Genomic DNA, 22,286 nt, shown 5'->3' with positions numbered 1-22,286 from the left:
GTTTGAAATGTTAACGAATAAACGTTCTCCGGCAACGATCAGTTCAGCGAAAAATATGTATATGTGCCCACTATGAAATGAATGCAAAAGGCTGACTTATTAAAATTAGCATAATTACCAAGGGTATTCAACGCCATTGTTCGTCATTTTTGGAAAAGAAAATGTCATATATAACAAAAGAGCCAGACTATAATCAGTCTGACTCTTCAATATACGTGAATTACGATATCAAAAGCGATCTAATGTTCGCCTATAGATACATTAAATTCATATACTGTTTTATGCGAGTGTAGGTTGAACATTCAAAGCAGCTGTGTTTACTTTTTCTGTTTTGTCAGAAAAAGCAGCCATTTGTTCTTCTACCGCAGGTGTTGGTTCTTGAGAAGGTTCTGCTTCTTCCAAGCGCCAAATATCTGCTCCCAATCCAGACAACTTTTCAGCCAAATGTACATATCCACGATCGATATGATGTGTTCCGCTTACTTCAGTTGTTCCTTCAGAGATCAAACCTGCACAAATCAATGCAGCTCCTGCGCGCAAATCAGTTGAGCATACTTTCGCACCAACAAGACTTGCTCCACCTGTTACGATCGATGTTCTACCTTCAATACGAATCCCCGCGTTCATCAGGTTGAATTCATCGACATGCATAAAGCGATTTTCAAATACCGTTTCACTGATAATACTTGTTCCTTCAGAAGCAAGCATTAAAGCCATCATTTGCGCTTGCATATCTGTAGGGAAACCAGGATAAGGTAATGTTTTTAGATCGACAGCACGAAGTGGTTTATCAGCGATAACCTGTACTCCGTTCTCATCTGGAATGATTGTAATACCCATCTCTTCCATTTTAGAAATAACAGGACCCAAATGATCAGCAATAGCACCTTCCACGTACACGTTACCACCTGTGATAGCAGCGGCAACCATATATGTACCAGCTTCGATACGATCAGGTATAACTGTGTGTTCTGTACCGTTAAGAGATTCTACACCTTCAATGCGAATCACGCCTGTACCTGCTCCGCGAACTTTAGCACCCATACTGTTAAGGTAGTTAGCTAAATCTACAATTTCAGGTTCTTTAGCTGCATTCTCAATCGTTGTAGTACCTTCTGCAAGAGTAGCAGCCATCATAATGTTCTCTGTAGCGCCTACGCTAGCTACGTCAAGATAAATCTTCGCTCCGCGAAGTCTACCATCACATTTTGCTTCGATGTAGCCTTGCCCCAAATTAATCTCTGCACCCATAGCTTCAAAGCCTTTAAGATGCTGATCAATTGGTCGTGTGCCTATTGCACAACCACCAGGTAAAGAAATACGTGTTTTACCTAAGCGAGTCAACAATGGACCCATAACCAAGAAAGAGGCACGCATTTTGCTTACCCATTCGTACGGTGCTTCACAAGAAGTTAATTCTTCTGCGTTGACCTGAATCGTCTCGTCTTGGTATGTAACAACCGCTCCTAGCGATTCTAATACCTTACTAATCGTCATTACATCGTCAAGAGAAGGTGCGTCATGAATAGTACTTACACCATTTTCTCCAAGTAGTGAGGCAGCAATAATTGGAAGAACAGAATTCTTAGCTCCGCTAACTTTAACACTTCCTGTTAATCGCTTGCCACCGCGGACGATAAATTTGCTCATTAGGGTTCCCTCCGCGCGTCATTTTGCTTATCCGGCATTACACAATGACGAATCCAATCCAGCTGAACATAGTTGCATACAGACGCTAGTGATGTCTGTTATCTCATCTCATTCATCTTCTTAGATTCGTGTGATTGTACAATACCCTATTGCATAAATTTTAGTTTTTAATGTAGTAGGTGAGAATCATACAACCGTTGGTTTTCAAATAAATAGTCTAACACACTTATAACCACACTGTTCACATTCAAAACATAAATCGGATAGACTGTGTCCAGCGGATATAATCCAGCAGGAAATTAGATACGAAATGTCCTAGCACGATGGCAAATAACAAATGAAGCAATTTACCAGCTGCGCTTTTGGGATAACGAATCAATAGATCGAGTTTTAAATTTTGCAATGCCCACCAGGACAAACCAATACAAAGGAGCGATATGAATATGGATAGTAAACCGTTCACACCGACAGCGGACACTGTATCTACCGTACTCATTGTTGAAATAGCTCCCTCCTTTATTGCTTACTGATGAATCATCCTTTTATGCGGACTATTCTATAATACTTGCCAAGCGTTAAAGAATCTAGTCCCAAATTTACAAAAATCAGCATTTTCTTGTCATATTAGTGTTATTTCAGAAAATAAGTGCATACTTAAAGCATTTTTCTCAGCAAATAAATAAATAGTTACTGAAAAGGAAATGCGTGGGGTACGCCTAAAGACCTAACCTAATTCTCAAATTCAATGATCCTTAACACAAATGTCCAAACTTATATGATTAAAATGAACTCAACTATAATAGCACAAGCCATTTTTATAGACAAACTAAAAATAAAAACCGGACCCAAGAATAGCGGCCCGGTTATATCCATTTAACGGTTCTCACCTGATGAAGATACTTTAAGACGATTCATAGCTCGTTGTAAAGCAAGTTCAGCCCGGCGGAAGTCAATGTGATCTTGAGTCGATTTGTTGTTGAGACGGCGCTCAGCACGTTCTTTTGCTGCTCTCGCACGCTCAATATCAATATTGTTTGGCAATTCTGCACTGTCTGCCAATACAACAACTTTATCAGCACGGACTTCTAGAAACCCACTTTGAATAGCTACCACTGTTTCTTTGCCATTGACTTTGTACACCAATGGAGCGACTTGTAGTGGAGTAACCATCGGAATGTGACCTGCTAGAATCCCAAGTTGACCTTCTACACCGGTGGCTCTTAATTGATCCACCTGTTCGGAAAACACCAGACGTTCAGGTGTTACAATTTCCAATAGAAACGTGCTCACTTTCATCCCTCCTCACGTTTTGCAGGCATATAATTTACAGTGTTTTTGCTTTTTCCACTGCTTCTTCAATCGTGCCTACGAAGAGGAATGCTGCTTCTGGAAGATCGTCATGTTTGCCGTCTAGAATTTCTTTGAAGCTACGTACTGTTTCTTTAACAGGTACATAACGTCCTTTGATTCCAGTAAACTGTTCAGCAACATGGAACGGTTGAGACAAGAAACGTTGAATTTTACGCGCACGCGATACAGTCAACTTATCTTCTTCACTCAACTCATCCATACCCAGAATTGCAATAATATCTTGTAGCTCACGGTAACGTGCTAAGATTTGCTTAACACCTTGAGCGATATTGTAATGTTCTTCTCCTACAATTTCAGGATTCAAGATACGTGAACTGGAAGCAAGTGGATCTACTGCTGGGAAAATACCCATTTCAGAGATTTTACGTTCCAAGTTCGTTGTTGCATCCAAGTGAGCAAATGTCGTTGCAGGAGCCGGATCGGTATAATCATCCGCTGGTACATAGATCGCTTGAATCGAAGTAACTGAACCTTTTTTAGTAGAAGTGATACGCTCTTGCAATTGACCCATCTCTGTTGCCAATGTTGGCTGGTAACCTACCGCAGATGGCATACGTCCTAGCAATGCAGATACTTCAGAACCTGCTTGTGTAAAGCGGAAAATGTTATCTACGAACAACAATACATCTTTGCCTTCTTCATCACGGAAATATTCAGCCATTGTCAAACCTGTCAAAGCTACACGAAGACGTGCACCTGGAGGTTCATTCATTTGTCCGAATACCATTGCGGTTTTGTTAATAACGCCTGATTCTCTCATCTCGTGATAAAGGTCATTACCTTCACGAGTACGTTCACCAACACCAGCAAATACAGAAATACCGCCATGCTCTTGAGCAATATTGTTGATCAATTCCTGAATTGTTACTGTTTTACCTACACCAGCACCACCAAACAGACCGATTTTACCACCTTTAGCATAAGGAGCTAGCAAATCGATAACTTTGATTCCTGTTTCAAGGATTTCAGCTTGTGTAGACAATTCGTCAAATTTAGGAGCTTGACGGTGAATAGGGTTTTTAATTTCAGATACAACTTCGCCAGCTTCATCGATAGGTTGACCCAATACGTTAAATACACGACCTAACGTTACGTTACCTACAGGTACCGAAATAGGAGCACCTAGATCAAGAGCGTCTAGTCCACGTACTAAACCATCTGTGGAAGACATTGCGATACAACGGACAAGATTATCGCCCAAATGATTCGATACTTCAAGCGTCAAGTCGATTTTGTTACCATTATCTAGCGTAGTTTCGACCTTGAGCGCGTGTAGGATTTCCGGAAGTTGACCACGTTCGAATTCCACGTCTACAACCGGTCCCATTACACTTACAACGCGACCTTTGTTCATTATCGTTTTCCCTCCTACTGACTTGCTGTATGCAGCGATGTCATCAAGCACTGCTATGCAATTGCTTGTACATAATTGATATTGTTAAGCTCTATTAGCCTTGTGCATTCGCTCCAGCGACAATCTCTGTGATCTCTTGTGTAATCGATGCCTGACGGGCACGGTTATAGACAAGTCTTAGATCTTTGATCATTTGAGATGCATTCTTCGTTGCGCTACCCATGGCTGTCATTCTAGCACCCTGCTCACTTGCTTTACCTTCGAGCAAAGCGTTATAGATCAGTGTCTGTGCATATTTTGGCAAAAGAACTTCCAATACGCCTTCTGCAGAAGGTTCGTATTCGTAGCTTGCTTTAAGTTTATCTTCTTGCGCCACTTCTACCGATTCCATTGGTAACAAACGAGTGGAGTTCGGAACTTGTGTTAGTGCATTGATAAACTGGTTATAACATAAGTAAAGCTCATCGTATCTGCCTTCTTCGTATCCTTTAACAGCATCGTATGCTATGGATTTGATATCGGCATAGGTCGGAAAGTCTGTCAATTCTGTCACAGCATCTGTAATCGGAAGATTACGACGACGGAAGTAATCGCGTCCTTTACGTCCAATGATGAACAATTCGTACTGATCTGTCGATGTATGATTTTCCTTGATCTTATTACTAACATGTTTGAGCATGTTGGCATTATAACCACCCGCAAGTCCACGGTCGGAAGTCACTACGAGATAAGCGATCCGTTTGACTGGACGCTTCTCCAACATCGGATGATATACACCTCTTGTTCCAGAAGCAATACTCGCAACCACTTCACGCAATTTATCGGAATATGGACGTGCTGCTTGTGCCTTCTCTTGAGCTTTACGAAGTTTGGAAGCCGCAACCATTTCCATTGCTTTAGTGATTTGTCTTGTATTTTCTACGCTTTTAATCTGACGTTTGATCTCGCGCATACCTTTAGCCATATGATTTCACCACCTTAACCCTCTGAAAACAAGTTCAAAGTTGTTTCCTGAATCATGGTTGACCACAGTCCGACAGATTGGCTATCGGAGCTGTAGCAACTTCATTACAGAACATCTATTTTGGATCAAATGAACTTAGTTGGAGGTAGCAAAACCTTTTTTGAAGGTATTGATTGCATCAACCAACGCTTTTTCATTATCAGCTGTTAAATCTTTAGTATCACGAATCGATTGCAAAATCGCATCTTGGCTACTTGCCATGTAAGCAAGGAACTCGGATTCAAAGCGACGTACATCAGCAACCGGAATATCATCCAAATGACCTTTAACGGCAGTGTATAAGCTTACCACTTGTTGTTCTACTAACAACGGTTGGTTAACACCTTGTTTTAGAATTTCCATCATACGTGCACCACGGTTTAGACGGGACATGGTTGATTTATCAAGATCTGATCCGAACTGAGAGAACGCTTGAAGCTCACGATATTGAGCTAGATCTAGACGCAGTGTACCTGCAACCTTTTTCATCGCTTTAATCTGAGCGGAACCACCAACACGGGATACTGAGATACCAACGTTAATCGCTGGACGTTGACCAGAATAGAACAAGTCAGCTTCCAAGAAAATCTGTCCATCTGTAATCGAGATTACGTTTGTAGGAATATAAGCAGATACGTCAGATGCTTGTGTTTCAATAAATGGCAATGCTGTTAAAGAACCGCCACCTTTTGCATCACTAAGCTTAGCCGCACGCTCTAGCAAACGGGAGTGAAGATAGAACACGTCACCTGGGAATGCTTCACGACCTGGTGGACGACGAAGCAATAGGGATAATTCACGATAAGCTGCCGCTTGTTTGGACAAATCATCATAAATAATCAATGCATGTTCGCCTTTATACATAAAGTATTCACCCATTGCACAACCTGCATATGGAGCGATGTATAGTAGTGGTGAAGGATCAGAAGCCGCAGCAGTTACGATGATTGTGTATTCCAAAGCGCCATGACGACGAAGTGTTTCTACAACTTGAGCAACTGTGGATTGTTTTTGACCAATCGCTACATAAATACATTTTACGTTTTGACCTTTTTGGTTAATGATTGCATCGATAGCAATCGCTGTTTTACCTGTTTGACGGTCACCGATAATCAACTCACGTTGTCCACGACCGATTGGAACCATTGCATCGATAGCTTTGATCCCTGTTTGCATAGGTTCATGAACCGATTTACGATCAATAACACCAGGTGCTCCGCCTTCAACAGGACGGAATTCTGTTGCTGCAATAGGTCCTTTACCATCAACAGGTTGACCCAAAGGATCGACTACGCGACCTAGAAGAGCTTCCCCTACAGGAACTTGCATAATACGTCCTGTGCGTTTTACTTGGTCACCTTCACGAATTTGTGAATATTCCCCAAGAATAACAACACCGACATTATTGGATTCCAAGTTCAAAGCCATACCCATTACGCCGTTAGAGAACTCAAGAAGTTCGCCTGACATTGCATTTTGCAAACCGTATACACGGGCAATACCATCACTTACTTGGATAACCGTTCCGACTTCTACGACTTCAATATCGTTTTTGTATTGCTCGATTTGACTTTTAATCAATGTACTGATTTCTTCAGGTCTGATACTCAAGTCAGTCCCCCCTATCTACTGTGCTTGTCTTTGAAAAGACTTTTCCAGACGGTTAAGCTTGCCTGAAAGACTTCCATCGTACAGCATGTCTCCGATGACGACTTTAAGTCCGCCAAGAAGAGTTTTGTCTACAATATTTTGCACACGAATTCGTTTGCCTGATAGTTGTCCGAATCTAGCAATGACTTCTGCTTGCTCACGCTCATCTAAAGGATAAGGTGTATATACAAAAGCATCGACTACTTTAAGAGTTCTACTTACGATCTCAGTGTAGCTATTTAACAACTCGCCAAATATTCCATATCTTCCACGTTCGATCAACAATGTAATGGTATGAATTAACGGTTGTGATACTTTGCCTGCAAAAGCAGTTTCGATCACACGACGTTTATCTTCAAAAGATACATTTGGTGTTGCTATAAAATTGCGAAGATCTGCATCTTGTGCAAAAGCTTCAACAATTGCTTTTAGTTCTTGTTCCGTCTCTTCTACAGCGCCATTTTCAGATGCAGCTTCGAAAAGGGCTTTGGCATAACGCGTAGATACTACTGTATCCCGGCTCATTGTCTAATCCCTACTTCTTTCAGATAGTTGTCAACCAACTGATCTTGGGCTTTGGCATCCACTTCTCTTTCCAGTACTTTAGAAGCGATCTGTACAGAGACGGCGCCGATTTCACTGCGAAGTGCAGCAACAGCTTTATTTTTCTCGCTTTCGATTTCACGAGCCGCTTCTTCTTTAAGACGCGTCGTTTCCTCTTTAGCTTGAGTAATTAATTGTTCAGCTTGACGATTACTTGTCTGACGGGATTGCTCAATAATATCTTGAGCGTCCTTACGTGCTTGTTGAAGTGCAGCTTTTTGGTCTTCGACATATTGAGCTGCTTGACTGCGTGTTAATGCAGCTTCATCCATTTGCTGTTTAACCAGCTCACGTCTTTTCTCCATGACAGAGAACAATGGACCGAATGCATAACGACTTAATAACCAATATAAAATCAAGAAAGCAATAATTGTAACTACAAGACTGCTCCATACAAAATGCAAATCAGCTCACTCCTTCCTCAAAACATCTAAATAATTCTCAGGTACCCTGCACGCTAAAAAGAAGGCGCGGATGGCTGTGGCCTTCCCCGCCAATGTGTGTGCTTGATTTACGCTGCTGCGTAGAAAATGAACGCCAATACTACACCGATGATTGGCAATGCTTCTACCAAACCTACACCGATAAACATAACTGTTTGCAATGTTGCTTTTGCTTCTGGTTGACGAGCGATACCTTCAACCGTTTTACTTACGATTAGACCGTTACCAATACCTGCGCCCAATGCGCCCAAACCTACTGCGATAGCAGCTGCTAGAAATGCTAATGCTCCCATTTAAAAATCCTCCTTAAAGATATGTGAGATAGTAAATTTATATTGAGCCCGGTATGAAGGTTATCCTACTTCCGAACTTTGAACCCTTACACAGTGACTGATGATACCAACTATTCAAAAGTTGCCGAAACGTGCCGATAGTATTTTAGTGATCTTCTTCCGTCTCTAGTGACTGTGATATGTATACCATAGCCAGGATCGTGAAGACAAAGGCTTGGATAGAGCCAACAAATATACTGAATCCTTGCCATACAATAAGACCTACAACCGAAGCGATTGCTCCGTACCATACGCCTGACATTTTAAGTAATACAGCAATAAGAACTTCGCCGGCAAAAATATTACCGAATAGCCGCATACCGTGTGTCAACAGTTTGGAGAATTGTTCGATCAAGTTGATAGGGAAAAAGAAAAAGAACGGTTTGAAATAGTGTTTGAAGTATGACTTCGTATTTCTGACCATACCTAGGTAATGGACAAGAATGAATACGATTAGTGCCAGACCCATCGCTGCTCCAGCATCAGCTGTAGGTGATTTCCACCAAGCGACTTCCACACCATGACTTCCTTTTGCCAGTCCGTCCACTACAGATGTTAATGGTTGACCAAAAGCTGTAGCTTTTTCTACGCTTGTATAATCGAACACTAAACCAAATGGAAGCCCAAGCATATTGCTAACAAAGATGAACATAATCAAAGTCAAACCGAGAGAAAGAAAAGGCTTTCCTTTTTTGTAGTCCATTGTACTGGAAATCAGTCCTTGAACGAATTCTACGACCCATTCCATAAAGTTTTGCAGCTTGCCTGGATTTTCTACCGATAGATTACGCGTTGCTAGCTTCACTAGAATAAACACTACAGCACAACTAACAATCAACGCAATAATGATAGATAAATCAAAATCGATGCCCCCGACGTTTATCATCGGTGATTCATGCATTTTTCTCACCCCTTTCATTATCGGAGTTATCACGCTCATGGCGAGAAAGGAAATAACCGATAACAATTAGCGCGAATGGTGCGAACACCAAACTGCCAGCTAGGGCATGAATTTCAAACAAATGCGGGAACTCAATAGCAAGTACTACCGCTCCGATCGAAATTGCTGCACGTTGTGCAAACCCTAGACCCTTCGGTCCTCTTCTACCTGTTGCTGCTGCTTCAGTCATCATACTTACTTTTTTAGCTAAATATTTGGTGTTGATATAACTGACTGCGGAACCAATGATCATCCCAAAAGCGATCGGACGAGATTGAGGCAGGAATGCAACCGCTACAAAGCAAAGAGCTAGAAAAACAAAGGTAGTCCGGGTCAGCCAATAAATGTAACTTGGTATTTCATTCATTCGTTTCCCCCACTATTTTCTTAATGATAAGAACAATACCGAAAATACCTAGAATCATACCTGCAAGTACTCCGAGTCCGGTTCCTATTCCTGAACTATTCCATACTTTATCCAGCCAGGAACCGAACCAGAATCCGGCGAGTGTACATACAGCTAAATCTATTCCAATCACACTCACAAGTCCAACCGCTTTCCACGGGCTTGAACTTGAATTGCTTGATTTGGGTTCATCTGCCATTCTACACTCCACCCTCGGAATCCCAGTTCATTGTACTGAATCGGCTAAGCCTTTGTCAAACCATCTTCCTTTAGCGCATTAACGCAAGACTTTCACAGAACATCGTTGATATGAAGCGTTTCATCACACTAACCCTACAGTACCACTGTATACTGTGGAATCATTTTTCACAATACGACTGTGGGACCTTTTTTGAACGTTGTGTGAAACTCTTCAGGACGATCCTCTAAAATACCATAATGGTGCAAAATAGCATTGACAATCCGTGGCGATGCCTGACCATCACCATAAGGATTAGAAGCTTCACTCATCGAAGCATACAGTTCAGGATCGCTCAGCAGTGCATGTGCACGCTCATAGATCTTCTCTTCATCTGTACCTACCATTTCAAGTGTACCTGCTTCTATTCCCTCTGGACGCTCTGTGGTATCACGTAGCACCAGCACAGGAACACCAAATGAAGGTGCTTCTTCTTGAAGACCACCTGAATCGGTTAAGATCAGATGCGTATGCGGATAAAAATTATGCAAATCGACAACATCCAGAGGATCGATCAACTGAATGCGCGGATGGTTGCCTAATATTTCATGAGCAGGTTCTTTGACAGCTGGACTTGGATGCACTGGATACACAATAGCAATATCTTCAAATTCGTCAGCAATACGCTTGACCGCGCGGAAAATATTACGATGTGGTTCGCCTTGCGATTCACGGCGATGTGCAGTCATCAAGATCAGACGTTTACCTTCTGCCCATTCCAAAACAGGATGGTGATAATCAGGCTGTACAGTATATTGAAACACATCTGTAACCGTGTTGCCTGTGATATACACGCTTGACGGCAATTTATTTTCTTTTAGCAAATTGCCTGCCGACCAACTTGTTGGTGCAAAGTGTAAATCTGCAAGTACACCTGTCAATTGGCGATTCATTTCTTCAGGATACGGTGAAAGCTTGTTCCACGTACGTAGTCCTGCTTCCACATGACCCACATTAATCTGCTGCATAAATGAAGCATAGCTCGCAAGAAACGTAGTCAACGTATCTCCATGAACCAGAACAATATCAGGCTTCACTTCTTGCAGTACTGGCTCTAAGCCACTAAGTACACGCATCGAAATTTCGTTTAGCGTCTGACGATCTTTCATTACATCAAGATCATAGTCTGGAGTGATATTAAAAACTTCAAGAACCTGATCCAACATTTGACGATGTTGCGCAGTGACGCAAACGATTGACTCAATATGTTCAGGATGCTTTTGCAATTCCAGAATCAATGGAGCCATTTTGATTGCTTCAGGACGTACACCGAAAATAGTCATTACTTTAATTTTTTTCATAAGTCTGGGATTACCTCGCTTTACTTGGTTCCGTACAAGCGGTCTCCGGCATCGCCGAGTCCAGGTACGATATATCCATGCTCATCCAACTTCTCATCCAATGCAGCAACATAAATATCTACATCCGGGTGAGCGTCTTGAACAGCTTTAACCCCTTCAGGAGCAGCGATAAGATTCATCATTTTGATCTGAGTACATCCACGCTTTTTAAGAACATCGATCGCAGCAATAGCAGAACCGCCTGTTGCTAACATTGGATCAATAACGATCAATTCGCGTTCTTGTACATCTGTCGGAAGCTTCACATAATATTCAACCGGTTGGAATGTTTCTGGATCACGGAACAATCCCACATGTCCTACTTTAGCTGCTGGCAACAATTTAAGAACGCCATCTAACATACCCAATCCTGCGCGCAAAATAGGAATTAGACCTAACATACGTCCAGAAATGACTTTACCTTCTGTTTTGATTACAGGTGTTTCTACCGGAATTGATTCAAGTGGAATATCACGTGTGATTTCGTAAGCCATTAATGTTGCGACTTCGTCAACAAGCTCGCGGAAATCTTTCGTGTTAGTCTGTACATCACGAATAAATGTTAATTTGTGTTGAATTAAAGGATGATCGCATATTACTAATTTTGCCATGGTTTTTCCCTCCGGTACTTTTCAATAATAAACATTAGCTACATCCTATTTGCTATCACATCAGGTTTTGTGGCCATTCCACAAAGCAAAAGGATTAGGGGAATACGTTCTTACCCCATAAACCTCGTCTATTATATCATTCCCTGTGGGCAATTTCATCCGATATCCTGTCGAATTATTTCTTTTTAATACTTCATACTTTGATGAGCATAAATATAGCTCTTATCAAACATGATTTTTAGCATAGCAAAATCCATTTTCTATATTGAGTCTATCAATATAACGCTTACAATTACCAGATAAAAACAAATTCTACAGCATTTCCACCCAGTCTTTTCTATTATAATGGTAAATGGCTTAAATGGCAGTAAATCTTTCAAATTTTTTGAAAAAAATAATTAAAAACCGACAGAAATAAGAATTTCTGCCGGTTATCTAGAAGTTAACAGTGTTAAGGAACTCTTTATTTGGTTTTGAAATTAATAATTCATTTGTTGATATAAAGGGTACTGGCTTGTTAATTCAGCAACTTGCGCACTTGCTTGGGCAAGAACAGCTTCATCTTTAGGTGCTTTAAGCGTCATCGCAATAATTTGACCGATCTTCACCATTGCTGCTTCATCCATACCACGAGAAGTCGCTGCTGGTGTTCCTAGACGGATACCACTTGTAATAAACGGGCTTGTTGGATCAAAAGGAATCGCATTTTTGTTGGTTGTGATGCCTACAGAATCCAGAACATGCTCTGCTTCTTTACCTGTGATATTCACGCTACGTGTATCCACAAGCATCAAGTGATTGTCTGTACCCCCTGAAACGATGGTCAATCCTTCGTCTACTAATGTTTGAGCAAGCACTTTTGCATTTTTGACTACATTTTGAGCATAAGTTTTGAAAGAAGGTTGTAATGCTTCACCGAAAGAAACTGCTTTGGAAGCAATAACATGCATCAATGGACCACCTTGTGAACCTGGGAATACTGCTTTATCAATCGCTTGTGCCCATGCTTTAGTACACATAATCATACCGCCGCGAGGTCCACGAAGTGTTTTGTGTGTTGTTGTTGTAACAAAATGCGCATGAGGTACAGGACTTGGATGTTCTCCAGCTGCTACTAATCCTGCGATATGCGCCATATCCACCATAAATAAAGCACCTACATCATTTGCAATCGAAGCTAATTTTTCAAAATCAATCGTACGCGGATATGCACTAGCACCAGCTACGATCATACGAGGACGATGTTTGAACGCTGCTTTGCGAACTTCATCATAATCGATAAGGAATGTATCTTCTTGTACACCGTAAGCCACAAAGTTATACAACAATCCAGAAGCATTTACAGGACTACCATGTGTTAAATGTCCACCATGAGCAAGGTTCATCCCTAGAACAGTATCACCTGGTTTGAGCGCTGCAAGATAAACCGCCATATTCGCTTGTGCACCTGAGTGAGGCTGTACATTGACATGTTCTGCACCAAACAATTGCTTCGCACGATCACGAGCGATATCTTCAACCACATCTACATGTTCACAACCGCCATAGTAGCGTTTGCCTGGATAGCCTTCTGCATATTTGTTCGTTAATACCGAACCCAAAGCTTCGATAACGGCTTCACTTACAATATTTTCAGAAGCGATTAATTCGATGTTGTCACGTTGACGCTTAAGTTCAAGTCCCATTGCTTCTAATACTGCCGGATCGTTCTTTCGTAATTGCTCCATCATTGTTTAATTCCTCCTAGAGATCGGTTGAATACCTGTTTTGGATTGCTTATTTTAAATTTAGAGATCACCTATTTAAGCTTATCGATCTGCATGAACCATCGGTGTGTAGACGGCTCTTTCGCCACCAATCAAAGGTGGACGTGTACGCGCTGCGTTGACTCTAGCTTCGCCTACAAAACGAATTACAGGTCGATAAGGGACAGCTATTCTTTTCAAATGCATACCGATCAAGGTCTCTCCAAAATCGATACCTGCATGTGCTTCAATCTGTTCTGCCAAACAAGGATGAACAAATGTCTGATATGCATAGGTTGCCATCGATCCGCCTGCTTTGGGAATCGGTACTGCGGCGACTTCATTATAATTGTAGTGATCCAGTGTATCTCGTTCCATCACCAATGCTCGATTCAAATGCTCACAACATTGAAAAGCTAACCGGAATCCGTATTCAGCTTGTACTTCTCGAATCCCTTCCACCAATGCTTCAGCAACATCTAACGTTCCGGCTGTTCCGATATGTTTGCCTGCGATTTCACTGGTGCTTCCACCGATCACCAGTAGCTTATGGCGATCTAGCTTAGCTTCTTCTGCTAACTCGCGTACAATAGCTGCGGCATCTAAACGAATTTGTTGTATTTTTTCCTGATCACTCATCGTTCAATCCTCCTTGTGCTTTCTTAGCTCATTCACTATCTGCAAAAGGTACGTGTGCAATACACTCGTTTTTTATTATAGCGCAAGCATAGGGCTAACGGCGACAACAAGATGGGAGAAGGAGTTACAACATGTAAAGAACAAAAAAAGAGCACAACGTGCGCGAAAAATATCGCACGTCTGCTCTTTTGCCCAGGCGACCGGCCGTATGTTCCGATGCTCCATCGTGGTTCATCTCCACTCTCGTCGCCAGTTACATCGGATCTCTCTTATGAGTTACATCATAAGACATGTTTTTCGTAAAATCAATATCTATTCTAAAATTAACCTCTAGCTTATTGCGTACGATAGGCTTGAATCTTGTCGATTAACTTTTCTAATGCAAGACGAATATCAGCTGCGGCGACTTCATAATCATCCCGACTACCGCCAAAAGGATCTACAATATCGAAGCTTGGAATACGCTGTTGAATTTCGATCAACCGCTGACGATCAGTCGGATGTACTTCTTCGCCTAAAGAACGATTCATTTCGATCGTTGCGTATAAGCTATCCAACTCTTTGAGATCGCGTAGCACTTTGTGATCATTTTCTGCATATTCCTTCAACGTGTACACTTTGCCTGCCGACTCTGGAAAATTACGAATCACATGTTGCTTGTGACTCCCTGTTAATGTGAGTATGAGATCTGCCCAATGAATAGTTGCTCCAGTCAAAGAGGAAGATAATAATTGTTCATGTATATTATGATCTTTGAGAACCGCTTCGGCATGACGGGATACAGACATTCCATCTACAGCAGCTACACCGGCTGAACGAACCTCCACATCGACACCGCGCTCGCTCGCAAGCTTACGCATAAAACCTTCCGCCATAGGACTTCGACAGGTGTTACCGGTACATACGAACAATATGTGATGCATTCTCTGTACCTCCCGTATCATTATAATGTGAGACTTGGGTGACCGGAAATATAATCTTTCCGTATCAATCATTATACCAAATTTAGCACATGTAATCACTATTTTTACAAATGAATAATCTGACCACCCGCAGCTTTGGATAAACGGTTCATTACAGCTACACCTACACCTTGTTGCTCACAGCCTTGCGACATAATAAAAGTAATACCTTCACGATCAAATGTACGCAAAGCCGCATACAATCGGTTCGCTGCTTCTTCAAGATGATCACGACTGCCCAGCGATAAGCCCAGTGTATCTGCTAGATGCAATGGATTTTCATCAAAAACCAATACACCTGTTTTCTCACCACGTGCTTGAGCTTGTCTGATCTGTTGTTCTATATATTGATTAACGACGTTATCTTGCGATCCCATCACAATTGTCATTGATCCTTGGGGTGCATAATGCGTGTATTTCATACCCGGTGAACGTGGAATCAATGCTGTAGAAGCATCATTCAGAGCAGGATCACGAGTGACAGGAGCAAAAGAAGATAATTGCTCTTCCGTAATACCACCCGGGCGAAGAATCATAATCGTATTATTGTCTTGTACCTGAATGACTGTTGATTCAACACCAATCCCTGCACTTCCTCCATCGACCACTCCATCGATCACAGCAGATAAATCTTCAATCACATGTGCAGCTGTTGTTGGACTCGGTCGACCTGAACGGTTGGCGCTAGGAGCCGCTAGCGGACATCCAGAAGCACTAATCAAAGCTAACGCTACCGGATGATCGGGCATACGTATCGCTACTGTCTGTAGTCCAGCTGTTACCAGAGGAGATACGGTATCAGGACGTACAGGCATCACTAGTGTAAGCGGTCCTGGCCAGAAATGATTGATTAACGTCTGTTCTAAATCGCTAACCTCAGAAACCAAACTGCTCAACTGATCACAATCTGAAATATGCACGATTAATGGATTATCTGAAGGTCTTCCTTTGGCAGTAAAAACAGATGCTACCGCATGTGTATTGCGGGCATCTGCTCCAAGTCCATATACTGTTTCTGTGGGAAAAGCGACAATACCGCCATTTGCCAAAATCTGACCGGCTTCGCTTAATTGTTGTTCTATATGCTCTGAATGACGCACATCCCAACAAGTGAACAGAGAATCCGCTGAATCTGCTTGAGGCTGTTCGCTGTGATTCTCTGTCTGGTTGTTCATCATGTCATGCCTCCTTGCTGATGACCTTGGCTTTATTTATTCAATGCATAACGTTGAGTGACATTTACAGAAACTTCATCGTTATCTTCTTGGTTATGAATTCGTATACTCATTACAAGTCCCATACATGCCATATTCATTACCAGTGATGTACCGCCAAAACTGATAAATGGTAACGTAATCCCTGTTAATGGCATAATTCCGATAAACATACCAATATTTTCAAAAATCTGATATAACAACATCGCAACTATTCCTATAATAATGTAAGGTCCTGCTCGCTCCCGGCATTCTAACGATACTAGAATTAAGCGATGAATTAAGGTGAAATAGAGCAGTAATAAAATAGCTGCGCCTATAAATCCAAACTCTTCAGCCACTACAACAAAAATAGAATCTGAATAGGTTAATGGAACACGATCCGATTGAACCGATGTTCCTTTCATATACCCTTCACCACTCAGTCCACCGGAGGCTATAGCAAGCTTCGCATTACGTGTATGATAGATCGCTTTCTCTGTAGCTTGATCAGGCATTAACCATGGATCTAACCGTTCCATCCAGTGATCACGCTTGATATCTGCAAGATAAGTTTTGATATTATCGTGATAAGCAACATAACTGCGAATACCGACAATAACCATCACAATAGCTAAGGATGTAAATAAAATCGCTTGCGTATATTTAATATTACCGATCCATAGTAATGCCATCATAATAATCAGATAACTCAAAGCGTTACCCAAATCATTTTGAGCCATAACTAAAGCAAATGGAATAAACGTAATCGCAATCAGCGGAGTCACATCACGCCAGAATAACAGTTTTAATTGTTCTTTACGTGAAAGTAATGTTGCTAGAAATAAAATTAATACCATTTTGAATAACTCGGCAGGCTGTAGACTGAGTCCACCAATACTAAGCCAACCTTGTGCATTATTCAGCGTTTGTCCAATAACCATAACGAGTAATAACAACACTAACCCTGCGCCATAAATATAAAGAGAATACTTGAGCCAGATCCGGTAGTTGACCATCGACATCACGAAAAAGACAACAAATCCTGCAATATAGTAAATGATCATTCGTTCTGTCGAATTGGCAAACTTGGGCGTACTATGAGTAGCGCTGTAAATAACAGCTATACTGACTCCCATCATAACTAGCAGAATGGTAAATAAATTCCAATCTATTCTTTTAAGCTTGGCGATCATGTCTGCCCCCTTTTCCGGTTCAACCTTAACTTTCTTTTATACCTATGACGTGCCGCTGGATACCTGCAAGGTCAGCGATAATCTCAATACGTTCATAACCTACACTTCTAACCATATCCGCTACATCCTGTGCTTGTCCAATCCCAAGCTCAAAACCGATCACTTTGGGCAATGCAGGTAGTAAAGTTAATTGTGCCATCATAATGCGATAAGGACCTAACCCATCCGGTCCTCCTGCAAGTGCAGTCATCGGCTCATAATCTTTAACTTCAGGCTGTAATGCCAGAATATCTTCATCTGGAATATAAGGAGGATTGGATACTAAAATATCAATATTCTGCCCGGCAAAAGGTTCTAACAAATTACCTTCATGCCAGTGAATTGGTGTGTTCTGCTGGATACTATTTTGCTTGGCGACGGATAGCGCATCCGGTGAAATATCACTTGCCCACACTTGCCATGTTGGACACATGCGTGCAATCGTTAACGCTATCGCTCCGCTACCTGTTCCGATATCTGCACAGACAAAAGGCGATTGATCGGCTTGTTCAACCATCCGTTGTTGCCCGATCTTCACTACCGCTTCGACCAACAATTCTGTCTCGGGGCGAGGAATCAGCACCGCAGGGGTGACGATAAATCGCTCACCATAGAATTCTTGCTCACCTATAATGTATTGCGCAGGTTCCCCTGCTACTTTGCGCATAATAACTTCTTGCCATAATTGCTGTTTATCATAAGGAAACGGTTCAAACATCGCCATATAAAAAGAAGAACCTTCTACTCCAAGCACCCATTCGAGCAAAAGACGACTATTCGATTCAGGCTCCATCACTTGATGAGCACTTAAAAAAGAAGAAGCCTCAACATAGGCTTCCCGTATACTTTGTTCTGGCTTCATCGTAAATTGTTCTGTCTGTTGTACCAATAGATTATGCCTCTTTTTCCATCAAATCTGCTTGTTCTGCTAACGTCAATGCAGATACGATATCTTCGATCTCACCATTCATGATTTGATCCAAACGGTGCATGGTTAGACCAATACGGTGATCAGTTACACGGCTTTGTGGAAAGTTGTACGTACGGATACGTTCACTACGGTCACCTGTACCTACTTTACTTTTACGTTCGCCTGCATATTTGGCTTCTTCTTCTTGACGCATCATGTCGGAGATACGTGCACGAAGTACTTGTAATGCTTTATCTTTATTCGAGTTCTGAGACTTACCATCCTGACAAGTCGCCATAATGCCTGTAGGCATATGAGTTACACGTACGGCAGATTTGGTCGTATTAACAGACTGTCCGCCTGCTCCACTTGAACAGAATGTATCCACACGGATATCACGATCGTGAATCTCGATTTCTAACTCTTCTGCTTCGGGCATAACAGCTACTGTAGAGGTAGAAGTATGAATACGTCCGCCTGATTCAGTCGTAGGAATACGTTGCACACGGTGTGCTCCACTTTCGAATTTCAGCTTACTATATGCTCCACGTCCATTGATCAAGAATGTTACTTCTTTAAATCCACCTAGATCACTGGTACTTGCATCCATCATTTCAACACGCCAGCCTTGTGTATCTGCATAACGAGTGTACATACGGTAAAGGTCAGCTGCAAATAAAGCCGCTTCATCTCCACCTGCTGCTCCGCGAATCTCAACGATTACATTTTTATCATCGTTAGGATCTTTAGGTAACAATAAAATATGGATCTGAGCTTCTAATTCGTCTTTACGAGTGGAAAGTTCATCGATCTCCATTTTGACCATTTCACGCATTTCATCATCTAACTTCTCGCCTTGCATCACTTTAGCAGCATCTAATTCTTCAGTGACTTTGCGGTATTCGATATACGCTTCATACATAGGTTGTAGATCAGATTGCTCTTTGGATAAATCTCTTAAACGTTTGGAATCACTTGCTACGTCAGGGTCACACAATAACTCGCTCAATTTATCATAGCGGTCCGCTAATGCTTGTAAACGATCTAACACGGAAATCCACCTCTTCTTTTATTCAATCTGCTGCATGCGCAGTTTAACTTTACATAGTCTATCATCAAAACAAACATCATCATTCCATATCGATCTACACATAATATTGGGAAATGTTAGTGGTTACGACTCTTAATTATAGCACAAGAAGTAACCATTTCATATCCTTAATTACGGTGGTAGCGTACTTTTTTTTAGAGTAACGATGCTTATTTGAATACGTAAGATCAATAAGACTATAATAAAGAAAGTAATATGTCAGAACATACACAGTTTACCTTTGCTTAGCTGGTTATTCTGATCTGTATTGAAGCAAACACAGGGTACAAAGGGTTATGTATTAAAGAGCACACTTTTATCTGTATCTAGCGATAGGTGGAGCTACTCTATTGGATGATGAGGAGTTGTATTCATGGATCAACGGAAATTAGGTTCACAAGGGTTACAAGTCTCGACACTGGGTCTAGGTTGTATGGGTATGTCCGAATTTTACGGTGAGATCGATGAAAAAGAAGCACTACACACCTTACAAGTCGCATTGGATAATGGAGTTACCTTTTTTGATACAGCAGATATGTATGGCATAGGGGCGAATGAGAAATTAATCGGGCCTTTTATGCAGCAAAATCGTGATCAAGTGATTTTAGCCACCAAGTTCGGTAATGTCCGCAATGAAGATGGTTCTTATGTAGGGATTAGCGGTCGTCCTGAATATGTGAAAGAAGCTTGCGATAACAGTCTCAAACGTCTTGGTCTTGATACGATCGATCTCTATTATCAGCATCGTGTCGATCCAGATGTTCCGATCGAAGAAACAGTTGGGGCGATGAGTGATCTTGTACAGGCTGGTAAAGTTCGTTATCTTGGACTATCTGAAGCATCCTCTGAAACGATTCGTCGTGCACATCAAACTCATCCGATCTCTGCTTTGCAGACCGAATATTCACTCTGGAGTCGTGATGTAGAAGATGAGATTTTGCCCACTTGTCGTGAGCTTGGAATCGGATTCGTTCCTTATAGCCCTCTAGGACGTGGATTTTTGACAGGTCAGATTACGTCATTTGAAGATTTGGCAGAAGATGATTACCGTCGTTATTCTCCACGTTTTCAAGGAGAGAATTTCCAGAAGAATCTGGATTTGGTGCAACGTATTCAAGAAATTGCCAAAACGAAAGATTGTTCACCTTCTCAACTAGCATTAGCATGGTTACTGGCTCAAGGCGAAGATATCGCTCCGATTCCTGGAACCAAACGTGTCAAATATTTGCTTGAAAATATCGGTGCAACGCAAGTGAAGTTAACCGATGCTGAATTGAAAACGATTGATGAAGCCGCTCCTAAAGGTTCTGCTGTCGGTGAGCGTTATGCACCTGAAAGTATGAAAATGTTAAATCGTTAAGATTTTATAATAAAGTCTTTGTCTATCAGAGTAGTTCATATATGTATTGGAGAAGTGCTTATTCTTATAGAATAGGTGCTTCTTTTTTTATACTCTTTTACTTTTGCTGAGTGCTACCTTTAGATTGAATCTATACTGACCGATAATACAAAGTGGAATACATACTAAGCTTTGATAGGAGGATTATTGTGGATTTGTATAGGAAGTTATTTTGGAGTCGAATCAAAGAGTATGCCCTAGAATGGTTTATTATGATTATGATTGTATTTGCCTTGTTTGTGCTGGCAAGTCTAGATACAGAATCATATTCAGTATTAGAATCTATCCCTATTATATTGATGTTAATTGGGGGTGTAGTACAGATTAGAGATAGCTATTTACATACGGTTGTCGCTAACCCTTATCGAAAAGGAAAGAAATTTAGTTACTATCGCCGAACACCTAAGCAAATTAACTTTAAAATGACCTTATTTCAGATTTTGATTGGACTGATTTTCATCTCGTTTTTGCTAGTTGGATTTAATGATTTCTCATTTTGGATCGCAATTCCTATCATTATTTTGATTCTGCAATTATTTAAAGATAAAAAAAGTAGTCGTATTCGATTAAGAAAGAGTAAATTGATTGAAGCTTTGAGAGCACAACATCTATTTTTGCCAGAAGAATCAATTTTGGATATTGAAAGTGACTTCGATATATTTTCGGTAAATGAACATGTTACTGATACTTTACAACTGTTCACAGAAGAGAATCGAAATCAGGAAGGTTACTTTTATGCCATCACATCTTGTGAGTTGATTGTAGGCGTACAACGATTAAATACTCCTTTTTTCTATACAGCGATTCCGTTACAAGAAATCACTAAACTAGCGATAATTGATAGTGGTTATTATAAAAAAAATGTTATATTAGGTTCTATATTTGTTATTGGCTATGGAATGAATCGTCAATTAAACTATTATACTAAAAATCGTATAAGTAGTATCTTACAGCCTTTTTTCGGCTCTTTGGTCTATGCACTAGATGCTGAGACATGGAAAGAATCTACGTTTAATGGAATTCCGCATCGAGATCATCCTGCTTTTGTGGAATATGAATTTCATGGTGATCTTTCTTCTCATCCAGAACCATATCTTCCTTTTCTACGTCAACTTTAAATAAACAAAAAAGAGTCTCGCTTTCCTTAAGTGGAAAACGGGACTCTTTCTGTA

Annotated in this window: 23 protein-coding genes and 1 riboswitch; of the genes, 2 read left to right on the top strand and 21 right to left on the bottom strand. The window is 41.2% G+C overall.

Annotated elements, in window-relative coordinates:
- Nucleotides 1–279: 279 nt before the first annotated feature.
- From murA to prfA, 21 genes are all read right to left on the bottom strand, one after another.
- Nucleotides 280–1,650 (bottom strand): UDP-N-acetylglucosamine 1-carboxyvinyltransferase, encoded by a 1,371-nt coding sequence (gene murA / locus RCP16_RS21555; protein WP_137222968.1) that lies wholly within the window; start codon nt 1,648–1,650, stop codon nt 280–282.
- A gap of 247 nt (nt 1,651–1,897) precedes the next feature.
- Nucleotides 1,898–2,146, bottom strand: coding sequence for a DUF1146 family protein (locus RCP16_RS21550; protein ID WP_069328669.1), 249 nt, complete (start codon nt 2,144–2,146; stop codon nt 1,898–1,900).
- A 377-nt stretch (nt 2,147–2,523) separates the two neighbouring features.
- On the bottom strand, nt 2,524–2,940 hold the full coding sequence (locus tag RCP16_RS21545; protein WP_069328670.1) for a F0F1 ATP synthase subunit epsilon: 417 nt from the start codon (nt 2,938–2,940) through the stop codon (nt 2,524–2,526).
- Between the two features lie 34 nt (nt 2,941–2,974).
- Nucleotides 2,975–4,375: a F0F1 ATP synthase subunit beta gene (gene atpD, locus RCP16_RS21540; protein ID WP_069328671.1), complete on the bottom strand. Its 1,401-nt coding sequence runs from the start codon at nt 4,373–4,375 to the stop codon at nt 2,975–2,977.
- A gap of 94 nt (nt 4,376–4,469) precedes the next feature.
- Nucleotides 4,470–5,339, bottom strand: a complete 870-nt coding sequence (gene atpG, locus RCP16_RS21535; protein ID WP_069328672.1) for an ATP synthase F1 subunit gamma — start codon at nt 5,337–5,339, stop codon at nt 4,470–4,472.
- A 135-nt stretch (nt 5,340–5,474) separates the two neighbouring features.
- Complete coding sequence (atpA, locus tag RCP16_RS21530; RefSeq protein ID WP_069328673.1) at nt 5,475–6,989, bottom strand: F0F1 ATP synthase subunit alpha; 1,515 nt, start codon at nt 6,987–6,989, stop codon at nt 5,475–5,477.
- A 15-nt stretch (nt 6,990–7,004) separates the two neighbouring features.
- Entirely contained in the window at nt 7,005–7,553 is a 549-nt protein-coding gene (locus RCP16_RS21525; protein WP_069328674.1) for a F0F1 ATP synthase subunit delta, read from the bottom strand.
- Nucleotides 7,550–8,035, bottom strand: a complete 486-nt coding sequence (gene atpF, locus RCP16_RS21520) for a F0F1 ATP synthase subunit B (protein ID WP_069328675.1) — start codon at nt 8,033–8,035, stop codon at nt 7,550–7,552. The genes RCP16_RS21525 and atpF overlap by 4 nt, the downstream gene beginning before the upstream one ends.
- A gap of 107 nt (nt 8,036–8,142) precedes the next feature.
- The gene (gene atpE, locus RCP16_RS21515; protein WP_069328676.1) at nt 8,143–8,367 is read right to left on the bottom strand and encodes a F0F1 ATP synthase subunit C; all 225 of its coding nucleotides are present in this window, start codon (nt 8,365–8,367) and stop codon (nt 8,143–8,145) included.
- 145 nt (nt 8,368–8,512) lie between these two features.
- The gene (gene atpB / locus RCP16_RS21510) at nt 8,513–9,307 is read right to left on the bottom strand and encodes a F0F1 ATP synthase subunit A (RefSeq protein ID WP_069328677.1); all 795 of its coding nucleotides are present in this window, start codon (nt 9,305–9,307) and stop codon (nt 8,513–8,515) included.
- Nucleotides 9,300–9,713 (bottom strand): ATP synthase subunit I, encoded by a 414-nt coding sequence (locus RCP16_RS21505; protein ID WP_069328678.1) that lies wholly within the window; start codon nt 9,711–9,713, stop codon nt 9,300–9,302. The genes atpB and RCP16_RS21505 overlap by 8 nt, the downstream gene beginning before the upstream one ends.
- Nucleotides 9,706–9,951 (bottom strand): AtpZ/AtpI family protein, encoded by a 246-nt coding sequence (locus RCP16_RS21500; RefSeq protein ID WP_137222970.1) that lies wholly within the window; start codon nt 9,949–9,951, stop codon nt 9,706–9,708. Before RCP16_RS21500 ends, RCP16_RS21505 begins: the two co-directional genes overlap by 8 nt.
- 167 nt (nt 9,952–10,118) lie before the next feature.
- Nucleotides 10,119–11,291 (bottom strand): non-hydrolyzing UDP-N-acetylglucosamine 2-epimerase, encoded by a 1,173-nt coding sequence (wecB, locus tag RCP16_RS21495; protein WP_069328680.1) that lies wholly within the window; start codon nt 11,289–11,291, stop codon nt 10,119–10,121.
- Between the two features lie 20 nt (nt 11,292–11,311).
- Nucleotides 11,312–11,941 carry a uracil phosphoribosyltransferase gene (gene upp / locus RCP16_RS21490; RefSeq protein WP_069328681.1) on the bottom strand — a complete coding sequence of 210 codons (630 nt, stop codon included), beginning with the start codon at nt 11,939–11,941 and terminating at the stop codon, nt 11,312–11,314.
- A gap of 479 nt (nt 11,942–12,420) precedes the next feature.
- Nucleotides 12,421–13,671, bottom strand: coding sequence for a serine hydroxymethyltransferase (glyA, locus tag RCP16_RS21485; protein WP_069328682.1), 1,251 nt, complete (start codon nt 13,669–13,671; stop codon nt 12,421–12,423).
- 78 nt (nt 13,672–13,749) lie between these two features.
- The gene (locus tag RCP16_RS21480; RefSeq protein ID WP_308641297.1) at nt 13,750–14,325 is read right to left on the bottom strand and encodes a TIGR01440 family protein; all 576 of its coding nucleotides are present in this window, start codon (nt 14,323–14,325) and stop codon (nt 13,750–13,752) included.
- A gap of 183 nt (nt 14,326–14,508) precedes the next feature.
- A riboswitch (ZMP/ZTP riboswitch) is annotated at nt 14,509–14,592 on the bottom strand.
- 68 nt (nt 14,593–14,660) lie between these two features.
- Entirely contained in the window at nt 14,661–15,248 is a 588-nt protein-coding gene (locus RCP16_RS21475; protein WP_069328684.1) for a low molecular weight protein arginine phosphatase, read from the bottom strand.
- A gap of 104 nt (nt 15,249–15,352) precedes the next feature.
- Nucleotides 15,353–16,465: an L-threonylcarbamoyladenylate synthase gene (locus RCP16_RS21470; RefSeq protein WP_308641296.1), complete on the bottom strand. Its 1,113-nt coding sequence runs from the start codon at nt 16,463–16,465 to the stop codon at nt 15,353–15,355.
- Between the two features lie 29 nt (nt 16,466–16,494).
- Nucleotides 16,495–17,676, bottom strand: a complete 1,182-nt coding sequence (locus RCP16_RS21465) for an FtsW/RodA/SpoVE family cell cycle protein (RefSeq protein WP_069328686.1) — start codon at nt 17,674–17,676, stop codon at nt 16,495–16,497.
- A 25-nt stretch (nt 17,677–17,701) separates the two neighbouring features.
- Nucleotides 17,702–18,577 (bottom strand): peptide chain release factor N(5)-glutamine methyltransferase, encoded by an 876-nt coding sequence (gene prmC, locus RCP16_RS21460; RefSeq protein WP_308642526.1) that lies wholly within the window; start codon nt 18,575–18,577, stop codon nt 17,702–17,704.
- A 31-nt stretch (nt 18,578–18,608) separates the two neighbouring features.
- Nucleotides 18,609–19,676, bottom strand: a complete 1,068-nt coding sequence (gene prfA / locus RCP16_RS21455) for a peptide chain release factor 1 (RefSeq protein WP_069328687.1) — start codon at nt 19,674–19,676, stop codon at nt 18,609–18,611.
- Nucleotides 19,677–20,088: 412 nt separating this feature from the next.
- On the opposite strand from prfA, the gene RCP16_RS21450 reads away from it, so the two are divergent.
- Nucleotides 20,089–21,075, top strand: coding sequence for an aldo/keto reductase (locus RCP16_RS21450; protein WP_137222976.1), 987 nt, complete (start codon nt 20,089–20,091; stop codon nt 21,073–21,075).
- Nucleotides 21,076–21,263: 188 nt separating this feature from the next.
- Nucleotides 21,264–22,232 (top strand): hypothetical protein, encoded by a 969-nt coding sequence (locus tag RCP16_RS21445; protein WP_308641295.1) that lies wholly within the window; start codon nt 21,264–21,266, stop codon nt 22,230–22,232.
- The last annotated feature ends 54 nt before the right edge of the window (nt 22,233–22,286 follow it).

This window comes from Paenibacillus nuruki, from assembly GCF_963311185.1.
Taxonomy (GTDB): Bacteria; Bacillota; Bacilli; order Paenibacillales; family Paenibacillaceae; genus Saccharibacillus; species Saccharibacillus nuruki.
The sequence above is the reverse complement of the archived record's forward strand: the minus strand, read 5'-3'. Positions and strand labels throughout refer to the sequence as shown.